Source organism: Desulfovibrio sp. (assembly GCF_047607245.1).
Lineage (GTDB): Bacteria > Desulfobacterota > Desulfovibrionia > Desulfovibrionales > Desulfovibrionaceae > Desulfovibrio.
In genome coordinates this window covers 25,349-47,988 of the sequence record NZ_JASGDK010000121.1, presented here as the reverse complement: position 1 = coordinate 47,988, position 22,640 = coordinate 25,349, and the positions used below count along the sequence as shown (strand labels likewise).

Here is a 22,640-nt window from a genome sequence, read left to right as displayed (position 1 = left end):
CCTGTCATTTCGCCGGAACGTCCGGCCATAACGTTGGAGTCAACATACACGGGGTACACCGGATCAGTTACCGCAACGATGCTGTCCTGAGCAAACAGTTCCTGAAAATTGCCTACATCAGGCTTGGCTCCATCACTGACAAAAACTTCGTCGGCACTGAGGTTCACACCGCGCGCTTTGTAATCGTACTGAACAATGATATCGCGCAAAAAGGCATACCCCTGCTCAGGCCCGTAGCCGTGAAAGTGCGCGGCATCGCCCATTTCGTCCACAGCCTTATGCAAGGCGTTGACAACGGCAGGCACAAGGGGGCGCGTAACGTCGCCAATGCCCAGGCTGATGACGCGCTTGTCCGGGTTGGCTTCCTTGAAGGTGGCCACCTTACGGGCAATATCAGCAAAAAGGTAGTTACTTTGCAGCTTGAGAAAATTGATGTTTACGGTAGTCATGTCAGTCCTCTGCGATCAGATATGGTATTCACCGGCAAAAACGGTTACAGCGCCGCCGGTCATGTACACATGGTTACTGCTTTCATCCCAATGAATTTGCAGGATGCCGCCTTTAAGCTCAACATCCACATCGCGTCCCGTGTAGCCGTTGAGAACGCAGGCAACTGCGACGGCGCATGCGCCTGTTCCGCAGGCAAGGGTTTCTCCTGCACCGCGCTCCCATACTCGCATACGTACTTTGTTGGAAGAGATGACCTCAACAAATTCTGTATTGGTGCGTTTGGGGAACAAGGGATGGTGCTCGAAGTTCGGGCCAATGCGGGGCAGATCCAGCTCGTCAATGCCCTTCATGAAAATAACAGCGTGCGGATTTCCCATTGAAACGGCAGTAATTTCATAAAGTTGACCACCCACATCCACAGGGTGGGCCACAAAGCGCTGTTGTCCACCGTCTGTTGATGCTTCTGTCAGCACGGGAATCCTTGCAGGCGTTAGCTCGGGTTCTCCCATATCAACGGTTGCGCCACAAACTTCGCCAGCTTCAAATAGCAGGCGTACAACTTTAACACCCGCTCCTGTTTCAACAGTGATCACATCTTTGACCTGAATGCCGTGGTCGTACACGTATTTGCCCACGCACCGCACCGCGTTACCGCACATTTCAGCTTCAGAGCCGTCTGCATTGAACATGCGCATACGCACATCGGCCGAAGCTGATGGCAAAATGAGCACAAGTCCGTCAGAGCCGACACCAAAATGGCGGTCACTTATTTTTTTGGCGAGCTCACCGGGGCTGTCAACGCGCTCTTCAAAGCCATTGACATAGACATAGTCATTGCCGATGCCCTGCATCTTCGTAAAGCGCAATGTCGCAGCCATATAGTTCTCCTTTACTCATCAAAGGCGTACAACGCCCTATTAAACATCATTGATTATATAATGAATAAACAACCTATTCTGATTCAAAATAAAAGTAAACACGAAGGCAGGCGCGTAAAATCAAAAAAGGCGAAGAGCCGCCAGACTCTTCGCCTTGTGGCCACCGGCCTTCGCCGTCCGTTGCGGCGAACGGCGAGGCCCGTGGCTCCCTGCGGGTTTGCCGCAGGGGCCGATAGCTGGGAGACCACCTTCCCCCCCGGGATGAGACTCCTGCTATCAACTTTCTTGGAGTACGTTACGTCTGACTGACCTCCACGAGGTTGTAACCGTACATTAATTCAATAACTATCGTCATAAAACCTAATGCACCCACAACAGCTCTGCGTACTTGGGCAGCACCCACAGGGTGTCGTCCACAATGCTTTCAAGGGCATCGGCGTGGTTACGGCATTCATTCATGGCTGAAAGAATGCAATCGCGTGCCACCTTGGCCTCTTCAAGAGCACCTTCGGTGCTGTGGGCTTTGGCTACAGCCTTTTCCAGTTCGGCTACGCCCTTTTGCAACGCTACAACATGGCCGCGCAGAGTATTGAAATATACCTCTTCCGCATCTGCACCCTTTTCACCCAGTACGGCTCGGGTCTTAATGACCGCATCAGCAGCACGAGCCTGTGCTTCAATGCACTGGGGCAGTACAGAAGTACGCAACATGTCGAGCATAAGATTGCCTTCAATGCATATGGTCTTGCAGTAACTCTCCAGCAATATTTCCTGGCGCGAAATGATTTCACGTTCAGTAAGGATGCCGTGGCGCAGGAAGACGTTCATGACCTCAGGGTCACTGTAGTGTTCCAGCGCAGTTACTGTGTTGTTATGGTTGGGCAAGCCGCGACGAGCAGCTTCTTCTGCCCAGGATTCCGCATAACCGTTGCCATTAAAGACCACGGGCATGTGTTCCTTGAACAGGCGGGGAAGCAGTTCCTGCAAGGCAGAATTCAAATCCGTACCTGCAGAAACGGACGCCTCAAGCTCAGTGGCAATGTCGTCCAGGGCGCAAGCCACGGCGGCATTAAGCACAATATTCACCGGAGCCACCGACTGCGAAGAGCCCACCGCACGGAATTCAAACTTGTTGCCTGTGAAGGCAAAGGGGCTCGTCCGGTTGCGGTCAGCAAGGTCAACAGGCAGAGGCGGCAGGGTTGAAACCCCTACTTCCATGAAGCCACTTTTTTTGTTTTTGGAACCACGGCCGCTATTGATGCCTTCCAGTACGTCGGTCAGCTGTTCGCCAAGATAGACAGACAGGATGGCCGGCGGCGCTTCGTTGGCACCAAGACGATGGTCGTTGCCAGCACCCACTGTACCAAGACGCAGAGCCGTACTGTGCTTGTGCACCGCACGCAGAACTGCGGCCAAAAAGACCAGGAACTGAGCGTTATCTTGCGGTGTGGTGCCAGGATTAAGCAGATTCTGACCATCGGAATCGCCCATGGACCAGTTGTTATGTTTGCCGCTTCCGTTCACACCTGCAAAGGGTTTTTCGTGCAGCAAGCACACAAAGCCGTGCCTGCCCGCCAAATGACGCATCATGTTCATTGCGAGCATGTTGTGATCGCAGGCGATGTTGGCTTCTTCGTAAACAGGGGCCAGTTCGAACTGCCCAGGAGCCACTTCATTATGTCTGGTTTTGGCCGGAATACCCAGGGCCAGCAGTTCTTTTTCCACGTCCTGCATGAAGCTCATGACACGGCCAGGAATAGCGCCGAAGTAATGATCTTCCATTTCCTGGCCTTTAGGAGAAGGAGCACCCAGCAGCGTACGGCCTGCCAGCAGCAGGTCAGGCCGCAGGGCCGCAAGGTTTTTATCTACCAGAAAATACTCTTGTTCCGGTCCAACCATGGCGCGCACATAGGCGGCTGAATCGTTGCCGAAGAGACGCAGTATGCGCAGAGCCTGCCTGGACAAAGCCGAAATGGAGCGCAGCAAAGGAATTTTGCGGTCCAGTGCTTCGCCGGAGTAAGAGTAGAAGTACGTAGGAATATGCAGCGTTGCCCCGTAAGGAGCGGGAATTATAAACACGGGAACAGAGGGGTCCCACGCTGTATAACCGCGTGCTTCAAAGGTTGAACGAATGCCGCCAGACGGAAATGAGGAAGCATCCGGTTCACCGCTGATAAGCATTTTTCCCGAAAATTCACTGATAACCTGGCCGTCTGCGGTGGGCGACAAGAAAGCATCATGCTTTTCAGCCGTCAGGCCAGTCATGGGATGAAACCAGTGGGTGTAGTGGGTTGCACCGTTTTCGATGGCCCAATCTTTCATGGCATTGGCCACCACATCGGCAATCTCGGGGTTCAGGCGTTCACCGTCACGAATGGTCTTGGCCAGCTTGCGGTACACATCCTTGGGCAGGCGTTTGCGCATGGTGGCGAGGCCAAATACATACCGGCCAAAACCTTCTTCCACGCCGCACCCTGTATCTTCTTTGCTGGTGGGCAGCACGGGAGAGGTATTTATAGCCTTGAACAAAGCCTTTTTACGGGGGGAACTCATACTTCTTCTCCTTTATCCTTTAAACAAAAGTTACTGCCATCGGAGGGAGCGCTCTTACAGAGCTGCATCGCCACGTTCGCCTGTGCGGATGCGAATGGCATCCTCCACATCACTGATGAAAATCTTTCCATCTCCAACCTGGCCCGTACGGGCTGTTGCCACTACTGCATTAATCACAGATTCTATCATATCGTTATGCAGCACTATTTCAATTTTTACCTTTGGCAGGCAATCCACCTGCATAATGTTGCCCCTGTACACTTCTGTGTGCCCACGCTGGCGCCCAAAACCTTTTATTTCAGTGTAGTTGAGGCCGTGAATACCCATTTCTGAAAGCATATCCCTGACCTTTTCAAACAAGCCGGGCCGGATGATAATTTCGAGCTTCTTCATACTGCTGTTCCTTTTCCTTGCGGCAAGGCTTACAGGTTGTAGCCACGTTCGTTATGTTCACCAAGATCAAGGCCTGTAAATTCTTCTTCAGGCGCGACGCGCAGGCCAACGATGGCATTTACAACATAAAGGATGATGCGTGTCGCGATGTATACAAAGACCCATGTGCCGACGATGGACACCAGCTGAATCCACACTTGGCCAGGGTTGCCGTAAAAAAGACCGTCTACATTGTTGATGGCCGCACTGGCGAAAAGACCAGTGGCAAGGGCGCCCCATGTGCCGCCAAGGCCGTGAATGCCAACCACATCAAGCGCATCGTCGTATCCAAGCTTGCCCTTCATGAAAACGCCGCCGTAGCACACAAGACCACCAACAAAGCCGATGAGCATGGCCGGCAGAATTTCAACAAAACCAGCCCCAGGGGTGATGGCCACCAAGCCCGCCAGCGCACCAGAGATTGCGCCAAGGCTTGTGGGCTTGCCAGTGTGCTTCCATTCGATAAGCAGCCAACCAAGAATACCGCAGGCAGAAGCCATATGGGTTGTCACCAACGCTTGACCTGCAAGGGAACCAGAAGCAAGGGCACTACCAGCGTTGAAACCGAACCAGCCAAACCAGAGGATGCCGCCACCAAGCAGGGTCAAGGGCAAGCTATGAGGAGAATGTTGCGTGCCAGTGGAAATCCGCGGTCCGAGGGCTTGGGCGCAGGCCAAAGCCGCTGCACCGGAAGACATATGCACCACCGCGCCGCCTGCGAAGTCAAGCGCGCCCATTTGTCCCATCCAGCCGCCGCCCCACACCCAGTGGGCCATGGGCGAATATACGCATATCAGCCAAAGTCCGGAAAAAAGCAGCATGGCAGAAAAGCGGATCCGTTCAGCATAAGCGCCTGAAATCAGCGCTACAGTGAGCACCGCGAACATGCATTGAAAGCCCATAAATACAGTGTGCGGAAGTTGGGGAGCCATCGGAGCGGATTCTCCGCCTACCCCTTTCAGGAAAAGGAAGTCGAAGTTGCCAATAAGGCCGCCTACGTCACCACCAAAAGCCAATGTGTACCCAATAAAGGCCCAAAGAACTGAGATGAGTCCCAAACAGGCATAGCTGTGCATATGGGTTGAAAGCACGTTACGTGCGCGAACTAGACCACCATAAAAAAGGGCCAGGGCCGGGGTCATAAGCATGACCATTGTGGCGCAGATAATAATAAATGCGGTATCAGAGGCGTTCATACGGGCATCCTTGATCTTTACGGCCACCTTGCGTCATCAGTGTGTCCACCTATGAAGCAACAGTGTGTCGTGTTGACTGAACCTCTTCAGCGGGTCGGCGCCAGACCCGCCACAACGACACAGTGTCGTTGCCAGTACAGCCCCTCTATCGCATTATTTGTGCCAAAGTCAAAAAAAGCTGTTTCTATTTCAACAACATTATGAAATTTTAGTGTTTTTTTGTATAGAGTCAGTTCGGTTGAGTGTATGGATTCATTTTAGGATGATGTTTTATTACATTTTGGTCGAAATATTTTTTGCACATCAACACATAAAAAATGACTTTTCTAGTTATTTTGCTAAAAGTTAATAAATTTATGATGTTATTGTTATTTTTTTGAAATATACAGTTTTGTCGATTCTTTTTTGATAGAGATATTTTATAGGTCTTAAAAAATAAAAAACCTGAAACAGCGGGCTGCTTCAGGCGAAATAACTGGTAACACTTGGATGTTTGAAATATCTACTTAAATGTAGATTGATATTTTTTTAGATGCTATCAGAGTCCAAAAGAAGGTGCGATGTGAGGAGTATTGCTCTCGGAGTTGAACTAAACTGAAGCGTGAGCTGCAGTGGAGATGGCCGCAGATTGAAAAGAGAAGGCCTGCCCTCTCCCACCACTGTTGGCTATAAGGTCAGGCCCCAAATTCGCAAATACAGCGGCCCGGAATGTAGTCATTGACCGCATAAGCGCACAGATGGTGCGTGAGCAGGCTTTATATCCGTTCACGCCTGAGGCGGAAATCTTTGTAGCTGATACCATATTTCTTCATCCGTAATGCCATTATTCTTTCAGTCAGGCCGAGGCTGGCGGCAGCTTTTCCCATTTGCCCCTGGCTGAATTCAAGAGCTTCAACAATGGAAGCTCGTTCTAGTTCGTCCAGTTGATCCTGCAAGCTGCCAGAGAACCCAGGCCTCAATGTGCAGACGTTTTCTCCATTCACATTGGTGCAGTGAATGCCGTGCAAGGCAGGGGGCAAGTGTTGCGGCAGGACAAGGCCTTCCCGGCCCAGAAGCAATACTGCCCTCTCCATAACATTTTCGAGTTCGCGAATGTTGCCCGGCCACGCATAGCGTTGCAGCATATCCATAACGGCCAGAGAAAGACGCACGTTTTCGCGCCCATTCGTCTGCGCAAATTTTTTAATGAAATGGTTGGCAAGTGGCAGAATATCTTCTGGACGGCCACGCAGCGGGGGAAGATATATGGGAAAGACATTAAGGCGATAGAAAAGGTCGCGCCGGAAACTTTCCTGATTGACCATGTGTTCAAGGTTTCGATTGGTAGCTGTAATAAAACGCACATCAACGTAGTGTGTTTCCATACCGCCCAGGCGTTCAAAAGCTCTTTCTTGCAAAACTCGTAAAAGCTTGGCTTGAGTCATGAGTGAAAGTTCGCCGACTTCATCCAGAAAGAGCGTGCCGCCGTTGGCCAGCTCAAAGCGTCCTTTACGTGTTGCGTTGGCTCCGGTAAACGCGCCACGTTCATGACCAAACAACTCACTTTCAATAAGATTTTCTGGCAAAGCGGCACAGTTCAGTGAAATGAAGGGTTTGCTTGCACGAGAGCTACCCGTATGTATGGCGCGAGCTGCCAATTCTTTACCTGTGCCGGACTCACCCTGCAAAAAAACTGTTGTGGCTGACGGGGCAACCTGTGCAATCTGGGCGTAAACTTTTTGCATGCCTTCCGAGTTGCCCACAAAACCTCTTGGCCGTAAGGGCGAAGAAGTGTCTTCATCCATGCGCCCCTGTGTTTCAAGGGCTGCATGACCCAACAGTGTGGAAACTATCGTGAGAAGCCGCATTTCATCTTCAAGCGTGGCATTATCCACAAGCAGATGGTCCACAGAGAGCGCCCCCACAACCTGATCATTAAGACGAATGGGAACACAGATGAAGGAAATGTCCTCTTTACCCAGATCGCGGGATCGAGTGCGGTTGAGGAACAATGGATCTTCGGACACGTTGGATATGTACATGGGGCGGCCACTTTCTATAACCCCCCCTGTGATGCCTTCACCGCGCACATAGCGGCCACGCCGGAGTTCCGCAGGTTTGAGGCCATAGGCTGCCTCTGTTCTGATTTCTCCGGTATGTGGTGAAATGAGGGTGATGGCGCCGCGCATCATATGAAGCTGATCCGCCATAAGCGAAAGAGCCTTGTTTAATGCCTGTGCAAGGTCCGTAGTGGTGTTCATGATCTGGGCAAGTTCAAAAAGCAGCTTGAGTTGCTGCTCTTGATGATCGCCCGTGGCATTGGATAAAATACCCGTGTGCTGACCGTTTTCAGAGGGGGGGATGGTGGTCTTGCGCATGTTCCCAATATACTCCAGAAATGCCTGGCGTGCAATCCGGCAGGAATGGGCCGAGAACAAGTCTGCGGCGGCCAGGGTGAACCCTATGGAAAGTATCATAAAAAGGGCTGACCACTAAGGTTCAGCCCTTTCAGTTACTCTATATTCCGAGTAGCCATAATTTTTCCAGACTAGGCGTTTGCCCTGCCAATGCAAAAATAGGCAAAACCGTGATCTGCCATAGAGACGGGGGAATACAGATTCCGTCCGTCAAAAAGCAACGGGGCCGTCAGAAGGCTGCGCACCCGTGTAAAGTCAGGATTACGGAACTGATTCCATTCCGTCACAACCATCAGCCCTTGAGCCCCTTGGCAGGCCTCATACTGATCATCCACGATTTCAACCAGCTTGTTGCCCGCAAAAATTGAACGCGCATTGTCAGCGGCAACCGGGTCAAATGCCCGAATTTTCATCCCTTTGGACGTTAGTTCGTTAATAATGGTAATTGCAGCGGCTTCGCGCATATCGTCGGTGTTGGCCTTGAAAGCCAAGCCCCACATGGCCAGAGTTTTGCCAGCAACACCACCCTGCGGTGCAAAGTATTCTTCAACACGGCTCGCCATATGCTTTTTCTGCCGGGCGTTCACAGCTTCCACCGCATTGAGCAGCTCAGGCTGCACGCCAGCATTTTCAGCAGTGCGAATAAGCGCTTTCACATCCTTGGGGAAGCATGATCCACCATAGCCCACCCCAGGGTAGATGAACTGGTAGCCGATGCGGGAATCAGACCCGATACCCGTGCGCACATCACGCACATCTGCGCCAACGCGTTCGCAAATAGTGGCAATTTCATTGATGAAAGAAATTTTGGTAGCCAGCATGCAGTTGGCGGCGTACTTGGTCATTTCAGCGCTGCGCACACCCATAACTATGATTTTGTCACGGTTGCGGGCAAAGGGCGAGTAGAGCTCGCGCATGACGGCGGCGGCTTTTTCCGAATCCGTGCCAATAACCACGCGGTCAGGCTTCATGAAGTCGGAAATAGCGTCTCCCTCTTTGAGGAATTCAGGATTTGAAACAACGTCAACGCGCAAGTTCACGCCACGCTTGGCCAGTTCTTTTTCAATAAGGCCGCGCACTTCATCAGCCGTTCCCACCGGCACGGTGGATTTGTCCACCACAACCATGTCTTTCTGCATATACTGGCCGATTTCGCTCGCGACCTGGCGAACAAAACTCAAATCGCATGAACCGTCAGGCTGGGGCGGCGTACCTACGCAAATAAATGCACAATCGGCTTGGGCAATGCCATCTTCAAGCTTGGTTGTAAAAGTCAGCCGACCATCGGCGCGGCTATGTCGCACCATAGGTTCGAGGCCAGGCTCAAAAATATGCACTGAACCAGCATTCAGCTTTTCCACAACGGCAGGATTAACATCAACGCAGGTAACGGTATTGCCCATTTCCGCAAAGCAGGCGGCGCTGACCAGGCCCACATAGCCGGTGCCGATAATGCAAAGTTTCATATGTAAATCTCCCAATGTTCAAAGCGGGCCGTACCCTTGACGTTACGGCCATGAACGGGTCAAAATAGTTCATCGAATGGCAGCCTATACGATATTTTTTTTCATTGGGCAACCAGCTCTTACTGAGTGAAACTCTCCGTCATACGCACCTTCGCGAGCGGTGGTACTAGATGATGATAGTCGGGTTAGGAATAGACATTGTTGACCTTGCACGCATAGAGAAATGCATTTCTCGTTTTGGATTGCGTTTTATGCAAAAAATCCTTGGTGAGGAAGAATTGACGCACATCCCCGGTCAGCCTGTCAACTATGTGGCCGGGCGTTTTGCAGTTAAAGAAGCCGCAGTCAAGGCTTTGGGAACAGGATTTAGCCAGGGCATAGGGCCGGATCAGATTGAAGCGATTTCCGGCCCTGGTGGCAAGCCGCAATTGGTTTTGCACCATGCTGCTCTGCAACAAGCCAATAGTATGGGTGTAACTCGCTGCCACGTATCAATCAGTCATGACCGATCCTCGGCTGTGGCTGTGGTGATCTTGGAGGCATAGTGATCGACTCCTCATTTATATCACAGTTTCAACTGCCTCCCCTGCCTTTTCCTCAGGAAGTTCGCGCATGGGATCGAGATGCCGAAGCTCTCGGCCTGCCTGAGATACTGTTGATGGAAAATGCTGCCAAAGCGGCATTTGACGTTATACATGAACAGTACCCAGATATTGCAGGCAAAGTCATCTGGTTAATTATGGGCAGCGGCAATAACGGCGGTGATGCCGCCTGCCTGGCCCGCTACCTTCTTGACGCGGGTGCAAGGCCTCTCGTTTTGCATACCAAGGCCTTGGGGCAACTCAAAGGGGCCAGTGGACAGCATGCAAAGGTTGCAAAGGCCTCGGGAGTGCCATTTTATCGCCTGCGCTATCATCGAGGCGGCTGGAATCTGCCGGATAATAGTCTGCCATACATTATTATAGATGGCTTGCTGGGTATAGGGTTTTGCGGTCCCCTTCGCTCTGATGTTCTGACTCTTGTTGAAGCTCTGAACAGCCTTGCGCCGGGACGAGTGGTTGTGGCTCTTGATGTCCCCTCCGGCCTCGATGCCTGTATGGGTAAACCCATGCCCACTGCCGTACGCGCCGACCTCACCATCAGCTTTGCCGCAGCCAAGCCGGGCATTGTTCTGCCTTGTGCCAAAACGTGGACGGGTTCCGTGCATGTATGTGGTATTGGCATCCCCGCTGCAATACGCAGCAAAGAGCGCTGCTCAGCATATCTGTTGGATGTCCAGTGTCTTTCGCCTCTCACGCGTCGTTCTGATCTGCCTGAAAACAGTTTCAAAAACACGTTCGGGCATGTTCTAATTTTAGGCGGCGCGCCGGGTTATGGCGGCGCTGCTCACCTTGCCGCCCGTGCTGCTCTTCGTACAGGGGCAGGTCTGGTAACCGCAGCGGCGCCTGCAGCAGCTGTTGCCGGCATTAAATGCGGCTGGCCCGAGATTATGACATTGGCTCTTGAGAATACAGAGCAGCATTGGCCATCAAGCATCTCGCCAAGGCTCGAATCTTTAATAACGTCTTGTACCAGCTTGGTTGTTGGCCCAGGCATGGGGCGAGGACAAGACGGAGCCGAGTTTCTACATGCCTTGCTGACACTGTCTCACCGTCCCCCAACAGTTTTTGATGCGGATGCTCTGGCTCTGCTGGCATACGACCCCAAACTATTCGCCAAAGTTCGTGAGGAAGATATTTTGACGCCGCACCCAGGCGAGGCTGGCATGCTTCTTGGGCAAACTGCGCAAGCAGTTCAGGCAGACAGGTGGGCTGCTCTGGAAAAATTGTGTGCCTGTAGCCACGGAGTGAATGTTCTTAAAGGGGCAGGCACAATGGTGCGGCAATCGGCCAGCCCAATATTGATTTGCCCCTATGATATTCCACAGCTGGCTGTGGGCGGTTCTGGGGATGTCCTTGCAGGTTGCTTGGGCGGTTTGCTTGCATCGCGGAGCGAAATTATACAAAAGTGCAGTGCAGAGTTGATCTGGGGCTGCCACCCTTCCCTGCTCACTGCGGGCATGGGAGTGGCGCTACATGCTCTTGCCGGGCGTAGCCTTGCCCAGCAATGGCCCTTGCGAGGTAACACATCAACCGAAACAGCAGACGCCCTGCCGCGTGTACTTCAAAGAATCGGCGAAAATCAGGAAGATATTCTTTCATGGTCCAAATAGTACTTTCAAGTATTGACGATACTGACTGCTTTGCCCGAATGCTCACAGAAGCTTTGAGCATTCATCCAAAAGTAAAAACACTTTTGCTGAATGGAGACCTGGGAAGTGGCAAAACTACACTGACACGCTATATGGTCCTGTCGTTACCGGGGGGATCTGAGTCTGAAGTAGCAAGCCCGTCTTTTACTTTATGCAATCACTATCCTACAGAACCGCCGATTCTGCATTGTGATCTCTATCGATGTGCTGGGGCTTTTCCCGAAGAGCTTTTTGAAGCACTTGATAACCCTAAATTTTTGAATATAATCGAATGGTCTGCATTTCTGTCAAAGCAGGATAGACCCGAAGAATATCTGGACATCGCCTTGAAGGCATGCGAAGAAGGTCGCTTGCTGACACTGCAAGCCTATGGACCATGTGCTGAAGCTTTGCTGCGTCATTTGCGCGGTCAATGGCCCATGCGCAAAGCCGATGCTGAGGGCCCGGCTGTTCCACACAGCTAGCCTGTTGTACTCTGTTAAGGATAGTGGGCAATGGATACAGGCATGAAAATTTTGGTGCAAAAGTTCGGCGGTACTTCCGTAGCCAGACTTGAGTGCATGAAGCAGGTGCGGGAAAAAGTTCTGCACGGCCTTGCTCAAGGTAATAAGGTTATAGCGGTACTGTCTGCCAGGTCTGGCGAGACCAACAATCTTTTAGCTCTGGCTGACGAATGGTCAAACACGCCAGACAAGGCCGAATGTGACGCTCTGGTAGCAACTGGCGAACAGGTTTCAATCAGCTTGTTCACTATGCTGCTTAAGGACGCAGGCATTCGCGCCCGGTCCTTGCTGGGATGGCAAATCCCTATTACCACAGACAATGATTTTGGCCGCGCGCGTATTCTGTCCATCAACAGTAAAGCCTTGCATGGGTTTCTTGAAGACTACGATGTTCTTGTAGTCGCGGGTTTTCAGGGCTGTACTGAGGACGGGCGCATCACAACGCTTGGCCGGGGTGGCTCCGACACCTCGGCTGTGGCTTTGGCTGCTGCGCTGGGATCAGTTGAATGTGAAATTTACACAGATGTTGACGGTGTTTATACCACCGATCCCAACATCTGTTCTACAGCACGTAAAATGGACCGTGTAGCCTACGAAGAAATGCTGGAAATGGCCAGTATGGGGGCTAAAGTTCTGCACATACGCTCTGTGGAATTTGCTAAAAAATATAAAGTTCCCGTGCGGGTGCGCTCCACATTCAGCAGTGATCCCGGCACTCTTGTTACTCAGGAGGATTCCAGCATGGAAGCCGTTCTTGTTTCCGGCATTGCTTATGACAAAGATCAAGCCCGTGTAACTATCCGTGACCTGCCCGATGTGCCGGGAATGGCTGCTGCGGTATTCGGCCCCTTATCTGAAAAAGGTATCTTGGTTGACATGATTGTTCAGAACACCAGTCTGGACGGTCATACAGATATTACGTTCACTATTTCCCGCAAGGACTTGCAGCAGACGTTGCAAGTCATGAAAGAAGTTGCCGAAAAAACGGGTGCTTCAGAAGTCCTGCACGATGTGAGCGTGGCCAAGGTTTCGGCCATCGGCGTGGGCATGCGCAACCATTCTGGCGTTGCTGCACGCACGTTTGCTGCCCTTACGCAGGAAGGCATCAATATTTTGATGATCAGCACCTCTGAAATCAAAATTACCATCTTAATCCAGGAAAAATACGTTGAATTGGCCGTGCGTATATTGCACGACACTTTCGGCCTTGATTGGGATATTGGTTAGCCAGCTTTTTTCCACATCTTGATAGTCTTTGCCACGGCAGATCCGTGTCGTGGTAAAGACTATCAGAGGCGGTTTTTTGTCTATGGCGCTAGTAAAAGTAACCGTTACCGAAATCAAGCCAGGAATGTTTATAGTTAATCCTGGGATTTCTTGGATAAAGGCTCCCCTCTTGTACATGCAAGAGGGGCTGATAACTTCGCACGAAGAAATTGACTATATTGTCAAGCAGGGCTACGCAGAGGCCTATCATGACCCTGCCCGCTTTCGTCGCATGGAGGAGTTTGCTGAAGACCCGGATGCAAATTCTCCTATTTGGCCAGCACCACGTGGCCCTCAGGTCTCTTTAGATGAAGAGATGCTGCAAGCCAGGGCTGTCTATGCCGATTCCTTTGAGCATGTAAAAAGCTTCATGCAGGCAGCTCAAGGCGGCGCGGTAGACGTTGCTGCATCCCAGCCTTACGTTGAATCCATCGTGAACAGCCTCAACCGAAATGTTGACGCGCTCATATCTTTGTCCAAACTCAAAAGCTCCGACGAATACACCTACACACATTCGGTTAATGTGACCATCTTTGCCGTGGCATATGCCCACTATCTTGGCCTTTCAGAGAACAAGCTGCATCTTGTGGGCATGGCTGGCTTGTTTCATGATTTTGGTAAAGCATTTGTTCCGCAAGAGATTCTTAATGCCCCCCGGCCGCTGACGCCCAAAGAACAGGAAATCATGCAATCCCACGTGCTGCTTGGCTACAATCAGCTCAAAAAAGTGGAAAACATGCATCCAGAAATTTTGCAGGGCGTAGTACAACATCATGAAAAGCACAATGGCACAGGCTATCCATACCGTTTGGCCGGAAAGAAAATTGGAATTTACGGCCGTATTCTTTCAGTGAGCGACAATTATGACGCTCTTTCAGCTAAAAGAGTGTACAAAACGCCAATGCCCGCAAATGTGGCGCTGGCTGTTATGTATAAAATGCGTGGCCAAACCTGGGCGCCCGGCTATGTTGAGCGGTTCATAAAAATGATGGGAATTTATCCTGTAGGTACCCCCGTACAGCTATCCAGCGGCGAACGTGGAGTTGTTTGCCGCTCGAACCCCAGCTTTCCCGCTCAACCCTGCATTATGGTTGCCTTTGATCCGGTAGGTAGACCCATAAAACCCAGCGTTCTGGATTTGAGCAAACAACCAGGTCTTGAGATTGAGCGCTCTCTATCAGGTAATGAAGCTGAAGATATGGATATCACCCTGCTTCTGTCCCAAAGCAATCATTAACGCAGATAAACTTTGAGATAACACAGGCTCGTTACGGCGTTTACAGCGCAAATATATAGTATTTGCGTTTGCGTGGCGAGGGTTGCTCATGCAGCTGTCAGAGCGTTTCAAGATGAAAGCTTCCGAGCCTTACTGATCTGTCAGCAGCTTACGCAGTGCTTCCATGTCACGGCATATCCAATCCGCCTCGGCCTGTATCAACTCAGATTCTGGACCATAACCGTATAATACTGCGGCACAGGGCATGCCCACCTCATGTGCTCCCAGCACATCGTATTTACGGTCCCCAACCATGATGCAGCTGGAAGACGGCGAAACGCCCAATTTCTGACATGCATAATGTAGCACAGCTGGCTTGTTGTTGCGCGGCCCGTTCAATTGCGCCCCGGCCACGCAGCTAAAATAGCTGGCAATGTCAAAATATTCGACAATACGCACCGCAAACGGCTCAGGTTTTGAAGTAGCCAATGCAAGCGTTTGCCCGCTTTCTGCCAGATGTTGCAGCAACTCACGAGCGCCGTCATAAAGACGATTTTCAAAAATACCACGTTCGGCGTAGTATTCTCTGTATTTATTGATTGCCTCTTGAATTTTGTTTTGATCATCAGGAAAAAACTGAGCAAAAGAATCCCGCAACGGTGGCCCAATAAAGGGAATCAGTTTTTCTTGCTCAACTGAGATGTCAAAATATTCCAGCGCATATTGCACGGATTTGATGATTCCCTGTTCCGAGTCGGTAATGGTGCCATCCAGATCAAAAAAAATGGGATTGAATTTCACGCTGCTTACTCCGTGTAGGGTTGCTCTATGGGGTACAAAAGCCGCCCCGTACTCACAGGGCGGCTTTTGTAATGCTCTTTAACTGCCAGGCTTCGCTATGGAATATCGCTCAGCATCGGCATTTCTTTGGATGAGGTAATAGTCACGGAATGCTTAACTTCAGCCTTTCCGTCGCCAGGCACCTCAATATTCCACAACAACATCTGTTCGTCGGTCACATGTTGCGCTGGCGGCGTATCATTATAGGTAGCTGTCACACCCTGATCAACAATCATCGGCATTGGCCGCTCAAGGCGAACATTAACAGGAGACTTGTGGGTATTGGTCAGCACGTACGTCCATGCCCAGGTCCAGGTGCGGCTTTTTTCAATAAAGCCACTTTCACCGCGTCTTCTGCTGTTAACAATGACATTAACATGCACACGCGGGTCTGGCCCGAAATACAATGTGGCTTCGCCACCTCGCGGAGTGAAAAAGCCCTGGCCAACACCTTGGCCGTCCACACAGAACTCTGCGGATCCATCTGGCCAAGAGTGTTCCGAAGGTAGGGTGTATTTGCCCATAAGCCATACGCGGCTATCACCCACCATAGGACGGGTCAGCCACTGCAGGGCAGTTTTCCACATATCCTCAACGATGAGCAAACGGGAGCGTCCTTCAGGCAGACCGCGTACGGCCAGGTTCCAGCGGGCAAAAACAGCGCTGTTGTCATGCACCACAGGGGGGTCAATAGAAGCAGTGTCAGCCTCTGCTGCCATCATCATGACACGGCCCGCCGCCTTGCGTGCGGTGGGAGCAGGCTGCGGCGCAGGTGCGGCCTGAGAATCAACAACCCACTTGTTCAACGGTGAAGGTTCTCGTGGGCCCTCGCCCCTGGAAATAAGGGTAATTTGGGCATTTTGCCAATCAATGCCCGAAAGTTGCCAGATTTCTGCCATCAGGCGAACAGAGGTTTCATTGCTTTTGCCGTTACCGGTTTTGGCGTCAAAAGTATAAACTGGCCGCCAGCCACAGTTACGCAATTGATAGCTGTAGGTCACGGGCAGATTTTTAGCCGTGACCGGTTTACGTAGAGCAATGGTAACGCGCTGTCCCATTTCAGGGCTCAGAGGCGTTTGGTCCAGTTGCTGGCGCAATACAGACAAATGGCTTTCGAGGTTCGCCTGCTCCACAATCAGTTCGGGAATGGCGCCGCTTTGCCTCTTTTCCCGCTGGGTAAGATCCTGAAAGGTACTGCTGGTCGGCGGACTTTGCCAGAGAGCCAACTGTGCCTTGATTGCAGCCAGTTTGCCGTTGATCTGATTTATTTCTGCAGTCAAGCCTTCGCGAATGGCGGCAAGATGGCCTTTACGTTCAAGGGCTTGCGGAGTTGAAGTCCAACGGGCGATGACATGTCCCGGCACACTGACCTGTAAGTTTTCAGCTCCGCCAGGCAAGACAAAACTCAAAATTCCCAAATCATCATTCATAACGACAGGCAAAATTTCTTCAACCTGTACCTGCCCACCGGATGGTGAAAGAATTGCGGAAATAGGGCTTGTTGGCGCAATTGCTACAGTTCTTTCCGCAGCAGCCCATGCGCCATCGGCTGCCATAAGGCCCACCAATAAAACGAGAAATAAAACCTTAACGCAATCGGAAATCTTGCCGATGCGAACGCGGTTCTGTGAAGTTTTCCCTGTGCGCATCTGCCCTCCCAAGGACCTGTTCCCCCGCGTCAGCCGTCTGCCACGGGGGAACGGCGCTTATCGTGTCAGTTTACGGAATTTGAGGCGGTGTGGCGTATCGGCATCCTTGCCGAGCCTTTTTTTGCGGTCTTCATCATAGTCCGAATAGTTGCCTTCAATAAAAACTACGTTGGCATCGTCTTCAAAAGCCATGATGTGCGTGGCTACCCTGTCCAGGAACCATCGGTCATGGCTGATAACCAGTACGCAGCCAGCAAAGTTGTCCAATGCGTCTTCAAGGGCGCGCATGGTGTTGACGTCTATATCGTTGGTAGGTTCGTCAAGCAGCAGTACATTGGCCCCTGATTTAAGCATGCGAGCCAAATGCAACCGATTACGTTCACCACCAGAAAGCACGTCGGCTTTTTTCTGCTGGTCTGCTCCGTGAAAGTTGAAGCGGGTGCAGTACGCACGCGCGTTGATTTCACGGTTGCCAAGTTTGACCGTTTCTGCCCCATCACTGATGAGTTCATATACCGTTTTGCCCGGCGTAAGGGATTCGCGTCCCTGGTCAACATGAGCAAATTGTACGGTTTCTCCGATTTTCATAGTGCCGGAATCAGGCTGTTCCAGACCCACCAGCATTTTGAAAAGAGTCGTTTTACCAGCCCCGTTGGGGCCGACAATGCCAACAATGGCTCCGGGAGGGATGATCCCACTTGCGCCATCCATCAGCATGCGGTCACCCACCGCCTTGCTGAGACCGGCAATTTCAATGACGCTCTTGCCCAGACGCGGTCCCGGCGGAATATAAATTTCCAGGTCTGGGGCCCGCTTTTCACTTTCGTGCGAAAGCATAGCCTCATAGGCATTGAGGCGAGCTTTGCCTTTGGCATGACGCCCCTTGGGCGACATACGAACCCATTCAAGCTCACGTTGCAGTGTCTTTTGCCGCTCGGCTTCGCTTTTTTCTTCGTGGGCCAGGCGCTTCTGCTTTTGCTCAAGCCAGGACGAGTAGTTACCCTTCCAGGGAATGCCCCTGCCACGATCGAGCTCAAGAATCCAGCCTGCCACATTGTCGAGGAAGTAGCGGTCATGCGTAACGGCAATGACTGTACCCGGGAATGTGGACAGATAGCGCTCAAGCCACGCCACCGATTCAGCATCAAGGTGGTTGGTAGGTTCGTCGAGCAGCAGAATATCAGGGTTCTGCAACAGCAGGCGGCACAGTGCTACACGACGGCGCTCACCACCAGAAATCTGCGGTACAGGCATGTCGCCAGGAGGACAACGCAACGCGTCCATCGCCATTTCAAGCCTGGAGTCCAGATCCCAGATATTTTTGGCATCCATGAGTTCCTGCACTTCAGCCTGCCGCGTGATAAGCGCGTCCATTTCCTCCGGTTCCATAGGTTCGGAGAATTTGGCATTGATTTCTTCAAACTGGCGGGCAATGGCAGTAAGCTCACTGACCCCGTCTTCAACAACCTCACGCACAGTGCGCGTTTCGCTGGCAAGTGGTTCCTGCTCCAGATAGCCAATGGTGTATCCGGGTGCCAGAACGGTTTTGCCTTCAAATGATTGGTCCACACCAGCCAGAATTTTCAACAGGCTGGATTTACCCGAGCCGTTTAACCCAAGTACGCCAATTTTGGCCCCATAAAAATAGGAGAGGGAAATGTCTTTCAGCACTTCCTTCTGGCCGTGGCGCTTGGTCACACGGATCATTGAATAAATAATCTTGTCCGGTTCGTTGCTCATGATGCTCCTCAAAATTTGGTGACGTTTTCGCCCCGTGCAAAGTGCGGTGCGAAAACGCGCGCCAAATGGGCGCGCTCTTAAAGTAGTAGACTACCTGCTTGGGAAAGCTTTTTCAAGTGACGTTCATGCTGAGAGGTGGCTGAATCATAATCCTTGTTTCATCCAACCCATTATTCTCAGTAACTTTTTATCTCGCCTATTGCCAAGCCAACGTCACTCTGCCAGTATGCCCCACATAATCTTGTAACGCCTCAGGCGGAGGGATTGTCTTGCTGCGCCTTGCAATTAAAATCAGCGCCACCATCACACGCTATATGGGCATAGTGGTTATTGCCTGTTCGGTTCTGGCTCTCTGGAAGCCAGAGTTTTTTTTGTGGGTGGCCCCATATATCACAATTTTTCTGGGCCTTATCATGTTCGGTATGGGCATGACCCTGCGAGTGGGCGATTTTAGCCATGTATTGGCCAACCCCGGCCGCATTTTAATGGGGATAACCGCCCAGTTTGTTATTATGAGCTTGCTGGCCTTTATCCTTTGCCATCTTTGTGCTTTGCCACCCGACATAGCTATGGGACTTATCCTTGTTGGCGCTGCGCCAGGAGGCACCGCGGCAAACGTTCTGGCTTACATTGCCAAGGGTAATGTGCCGTATGCCGTAACCCTGACTTCGGTTGGAACCTTTCTTTCGCTTATTCTCATGCCCCTGTTTACCTGGTTTCTTGGTGGCGTGTGGATTCCGGTGGATGTTTGGGGCTTGATGCTGTCCATCAGTAAAATTGTCGTCGTTCCCGTCTTGTTGGGCCTTGTGGCACACCGCTTTTGTAACAGTTTTACCCAAACTGCCCTGCCCTTTCTTCCCCTGCTTTCGGCACTGATCATCACTCTTGTTGTGGCGGGCATTCTGGCGATTAACGCTGAAAACATCTTGATGGCTGGCCTCGACATTCTGGTAGCTGTTGTATGCCTTAATATTTCAGGGCTTGGACTTGGTAGCTTTCTTGCCCGTTTCATGCGTTTTGATACAAGTACAGCGCGTGCCTTTTGTCTTTCAGTCGGAACCAAAAACTCAGGTCTTGCCACGGCGCTGGCTCTGGCACATTTCTCTTCGTCAGCAGCCATTGCAGGCGCTCTTTACAGCGTGTGGCAAAATATTTCTGGTGCCCTGCTCTCCAATTTTTTTCATACCCGCCAGCAAGAATTCCCCCCAACCAAGGATAAATAATGAATTTTCGTCTCCCTCCTGTACTTGGCGGCACGACCCTTGTGGCCGGAACCGCCATTGGCGCTGGTATGCTGGCCTTACCTATGGCTTCGGCAGGAATGTGGTTTTACTGGTCCACTGCTCTCATGCTGGTGTCGTGGTTTATCATGCTGCGCTCAAGCCAAGCCTTGCTGGAAGTGAGCCTGCACTTTGAACCTGGGCACAGCTTTCACACAATAGTGCGAGATTTACTTGGTCCCAAATGGAGTTTCGCCAATGGCTGCGCTGTCACTTTTGTGCTTTACACTCTTATCTACGCTTATGTCAGCGGTGGTGGCTCAATCATTGAACAAAGCATAACTTCAATGACCGGAGATGCGCCGCCAAGGGTTCTCGCCAGCCTCATTTTTGCACTACTGCTTACAACTTTTATCTGGTGGAGTTCCAAGGCCGTGGATAGGTTTTCCATTCTGCTTGTTGGCGGCATGGTTATAACCTACCTCTTTTCTATCAGCGGTATGGTAACCCATTTGCGTATAGATACCCTGATGGATAGCAACGGCGGCGGCGGGGAAATGATTTTCCTGTGGGGAGCAGTTTCAACCTACCTGACATCATTCTGTTTTCACGCATCAGTGCCCAGTTTGGTCAAATATATGGGCAAGGAGCCTCGCACAATTAACGCAAGTTTGCGTTATGGAACAGTTGTGGCCCTTGTTTGCTATGTGTCGTGGTTAACGGCGGCCGATGGCAATATTTCCCGCGAAGACTTCAAAGCAGTCATTACCGCTGGTGGCAATGTTGGCGACCTTATGGCTGCGACAGGCAATAACCTTGGCAGTTTTCTCATCCTGCGCATGCTGGAAAGCTTTTCTTTGCTGGCAGTGGCAACGTCTTTCCTTGGAGCAGGGTTGGGGCTTTTTGACTATATAGCCGACCTGTGCAAATTTGATGACAGCAATTTGGGCCGAACCAAAACACTGCTGGTTACTTTTGCCCCGCCCATTCTAGGTGGTATTATCTGGCCTGACGGCTTTTTGCCTGCTATTGGCTGGGCTGGTCTGGCATCGGCATTCTGGGCGGTCATTATACCAGCGTTACTTTTAGCCGCAGCCCGCAATCAGTTCGGAAAAACTAGCTACGTGACCCCAGGGGGCAGTCTTACCATCCCCATGTTGCTGTTTTATGGTTGCTTTGTGGCTGTCTGTCATACACTTTTTGTTTTCAATCTTTTACCCATGTACCACTGATAGAGGAGCGAAACATGAACAAGCAAGTCGTTAGCACGGATAAAGCCCCTGCCGCTGTTGGCCCCTACAGCCAGGCTATCAAAACAGGAAACCTCATGTTTCTTTCCGGTCAGGTACCAATTGACCCGGCCACAGGCAAACTGGTTGAAGGCGACGCTGCAACCCAGGCTGCTCAAAGCTGCAAAAATGTGTTGGCTATTCTTGAATCGCAAGGTCTTACAGCCGAAAACCTGGTTAAAGTCACGGTCTTTATTACGGACATCAGCAAGTTCGGCTCTGTAAATGAAGTATACAAGCAGTATTTCACAGCGCCTTGCCCCGCGCGGTCCTGCGTCGAAGTGAGTGCACTTCCCTTGGGTGCCAAAGTTGAAATTGAAGCCATTGCAGCTTGCTAAAGCTGGGTGACAATTAAAAAGAGGCGGGGTATGCAATCCATCCCCCGTCTCTTTTTCTGTCTTTTCGAGCGATAAAAGCCCCTTATTGAGCTTTACATACGCCCAATTTTGATGTGACAGTTTTCCCTTGCCATTTTGACTGCTTTGCAAAATAGTGATGAAAGACATAGCTGGCGGCCATAAAAAAGGCAGACTACATGAAATGGTTGAATTGGAACATTAAGGGAAATTCAGCCCTCAGTAAGCAGCAGAATTTGTTGCAGCAGTGTTTGGCTGTCTGGCCGCGCAGAGGAAAAACACTGCTGGAAATCAATTGTGGTCAAGGGGTGTTTTCTCCGTTGTTGTGGGAATGCGGTTTTGACCTGACTGTCACGGAATTGCGCCCTGAATTACGGTCTCAGGTTGCCGCCATTATGGGGGGGCGGGCTGAAATATTGGCCGCTTCCGAAAATTACCTGCCTTTTGATGATAGTTTTTTCGACAGCGTGGTACTGCACCTTGCCGCCATCGATAAAAAAGGAATTGACATTGCTGTGCGCGAAGCCTTGCGCGTTGCTTCCAGTGGTCTTGCGGTTACCTTTTGGAATAGTGCTTCTTTGGCCTATGCCTTGCATCGCATTCAGGGGAGCAGGAGTTCCTGGTCAGGCCCGGTACACAATTGGTGGCAAGTCTGGCGAGCACTCAAAAATACAAAAGTTGGCCGACTTTGTGGAACAAGCACGCTTGCAGGTCCACGAAGTTTTTGGAATGGTATTTGCCCGTTAAGTTGTTGCACGCGCATGTTGAGCTTGCCCTTTGGGGCTTGGGGCGTCATTCGCCTTGATTTGGAATCGGCACGCCCGGTCACTCCTATGCCGCTCAAAATCAAGAGGCCCCGTTTGCGCAGCCCTCAACCGGCAATGGAGTGCGGTTCAAAAAATTCTTTGAATTCTCCATAGAAGTTCTTGCCACAGGTAT

General features: G+C 51.3%; 19 protein-coding genes. 9 read left to right on the top strand and 10 right to left on the bottom strand.

The window, feature by feature from the left end:
- From QM579_RS10000 to QM579_RS09970, 7 genes are all read right to left on the bottom strand, one after another.
- Nucleotides 1-449: aminotransferase class I/II-fold pyridoxal phosphate-dependent enzyme (locus QM579_RS10000; protein WP_414999015.1), on the bottom strand; the 449-nt coding region annotated here is incomplete at its 3' end.
- A gap of 15 nt (nt 450-464) precedes the next feature.
- Entirely contained in the window at nt 465-1,328 is an 864-nt protein-coding gene (dapF, locus tag QM579_RS09995; protein ID WP_414999014.1) for a diaminopimelate epimerase, read from the bottom strand.
- Between the two features lie 360 nt (nt 1,329-1,688).
- Nucleotides 1,689-3,881: a glutamine synthetase III gene (locus QM579_RS09990; protein WP_414999013.1), complete on the bottom strand. Its 2,193-nt coding sequence runs from the start codon at nt 3,879-3,881 to the stop codon at nt 1,689-1,691.
- 54 nt (nt 3,882-3,935) lie between these two features.
- Nucleotides 3,936-4,274 carry a P-II family nitrogen regulator gene (locus QM579_RS09985; protein ID WP_414999012.1) on the bottom strand — a complete coding sequence of 113 codons (339 nt, stop codon included), beginning with the start codon at nt 4,272-4,274 and terminating at the stop codon, nt 3,936-3,938.
- 29 nt (nt 4,275-4,303) lie between these two features.
- On the bottom strand, nt 4,304-5,509 hold the full coding sequence (locus QM579_RS09980) for an ammonium transporter (RefSeq protein WP_414999011.1): 1,206 nt from the start codon (nt 5,507-5,509) through the stop codon (nt 4,304-4,306).
- 755 nt (nt 5,510-6,264) lie between these two features.
- Entirely contained in the window at nt 6,265-7,866 is a 1,602-nt protein-coding gene (locus QM579_RS09975; RefSeq protein ID WP_414999010.1) for a sigma-54 interaction domain-containing protein, read from the bottom strand.
- A gap of 170 nt (nt 7,867-8,036) precedes the next feature.
- A complete protein-coding gene (locus QM579_RS09970; RefSeq protein ID WP_414999009.1) occupies nt 8,037-9,371 on the bottom strand; it encodes a UDP-glucose dehydrogenase family protein in 1,335 nt (444 codons plus the stop codon).
- Nucleotides 9,372-9,544: 173 nt separating this feature from the next.
- Here QM579_RS09970 and QM579_RS09965 point away from each other — a divergent pair, with 173 nt between their 5' ends.
- From QM579_RS09965 to QM579_RS09945, 5 genes are all read left to right on the top strand, one after another.
- Complete coding sequence (locus QM579_RS09965; RefSeq protein ID WP_414999016.1) at nt 9,545-9,916, top strand: holo-[acyl-carrier-protein] synthase; 372 nt, start codon at nt 9,545-9,547, stop codon at nt 9,914-9,916.
- Nucleotides 9,916-11,583 (top strand): NAD(P)H-hydrate dehydratase, encoded by a 1,668-nt coding sequence (locus QM579_RS09960; protein WP_414999008.1) that lies wholly within the window; start codon nt 9,916-9,918, stop codon nt 11,581-11,583. The genes QM579_RS09965 and QM579_RS09960 overlap by 1 nt, the downstream gene beginning before the upstream one ends.
- Nucleotides 11,571-12,086, top strand: a complete 516-nt coding sequence (gene tsaE, locus QM579_RS09955; protein WP_414999007.1) for a tRNA (adenosine(37)-N6)-threonylcarbamoyltransferase complex ATPase subunit type 1 TsaE — start codon at nt 11,571-11,573, stop codon at nt 12,084-12,086. The genes QM579_RS09960 and tsaE overlap by 13 nt, the downstream gene beginning before the upstream one ends.
- A 42-nt stretch (nt 12,087-12,128) precedes the next feature.
- Complete coding sequence (locus QM579_RS09950; RefSeq protein ID WP_414999006.1) at nt 12,129-13,352, top strand: aspartate kinase; 1,224 nt, start codon at nt 12,129-12,131, stop codon at nt 13,350-13,352.
- An 82-nt stretch (nt 13,353-13,434) separates the two neighbouring features.
- Entirely contained in the window at nt 13,435-14,628 is a 1,194-nt protein-coding gene (locus QM579_RS09945; protein ID WP_414999005.1) for an HD-GYP domain-containing protein, read from the top strand.
- 129 nt (nt 14,629-14,757) lie between these two features.
- Here the strand turns inward: QM579_RS09945 and QM579_RS09940 are convergent, their stop codons facing one another.
- The 3 genes from QM579_RS09940 to ettA form a co-directional block, all read right to left on the bottom strand.
- Complete coding sequence (locus tag QM579_RS09940; RefSeq protein ID WP_414999004.1) at nt 14,758-15,408, bottom strand: HAD-IA family hydrolase; 651 nt, start codon at nt 15,406-15,408, stop codon at nt 14,758-14,760.
- 95 nt (nt 15,409-15,503) lie between these two features.
- Complete coding sequence (locus QM579_RS09935; protein ID WP_414999003.1) at nt 15,504-17,096, bottom strand: DUF4139 domain-containing protein; 1,593 nt, start codon at nt 17,094-17,096, stop codon at nt 15,504-15,506.
- 57 nt (nt 17,097-17,153) lie between these two features.
- Nucleotides 17,154-18,836 (bottom strand): energy-dependent translational throttle protein EttA, encoded by a 1,683-nt coding sequence (gene ettA, locus QM579_RS09930; RefSeq protein WP_414999002.1) that lies wholly within the window; start codon nt 18,834-18,836, stop codon nt 17,154-17,156.
- A 269-nt stretch (nt 18,837-19,105) separates the two neighbouring features.
- On the opposite strand from ettA, the gene QM579_RS09925 reads away from it, so the two are divergent.
- The 4 genes from QM579_RS09925 (at nt 19,106) to QM579_RS09910 (ending at nt 22,621) form a co-directional block, all read left to right on the top strand.
- A complete protein-coding gene (locus tag QM579_RS09925) occupies nt 19,106-20,059 on the top strand; it encodes a bile acid:sodium symporter family protein (RefSeq protein WP_414999001.1) in 954 nt (317 codons plus the stop codon).
- On the top strand, nt 20,059-21,288 hold the full coding sequence (locus tag QM579_RS09920; protein ID WP_414999000.1) for an aromatic amino acid transport family protein: 1,230 nt from the start codon (nt 20,059-20,061) through the stop codon (nt 21,286-21,288). The genes QM579_RS09925 and QM579_RS09920 overlap by 1 nt, the downstream gene beginning before the upstream one ends.
- 14 nt (nt 21,289-21,302) lie before the next feature.
- Complete coding sequence (locus QM579_RS09915) at nt 21,303-21,683, top strand: RidA family protein (RefSeq protein ID WP_414998999.1); 381 nt, start codon at nt 21,303-21,305, stop codon at nt 21,681-21,683.
- A gap of 197 nt (nt 21,684-21,880) precedes the next feature.
- Nucleotides 21,881-22,621, top strand: a complete 741-nt coding sequence (locus QM579_RS09910) for a class I SAM-dependent methyltransferase (protein ID WP_414998998.1) — start codon at nt 21,881-21,883, stop codon at nt 22,619-22,621.
- Nucleotides 22,622-22,640: the final 19 nt, after the last annotated feature.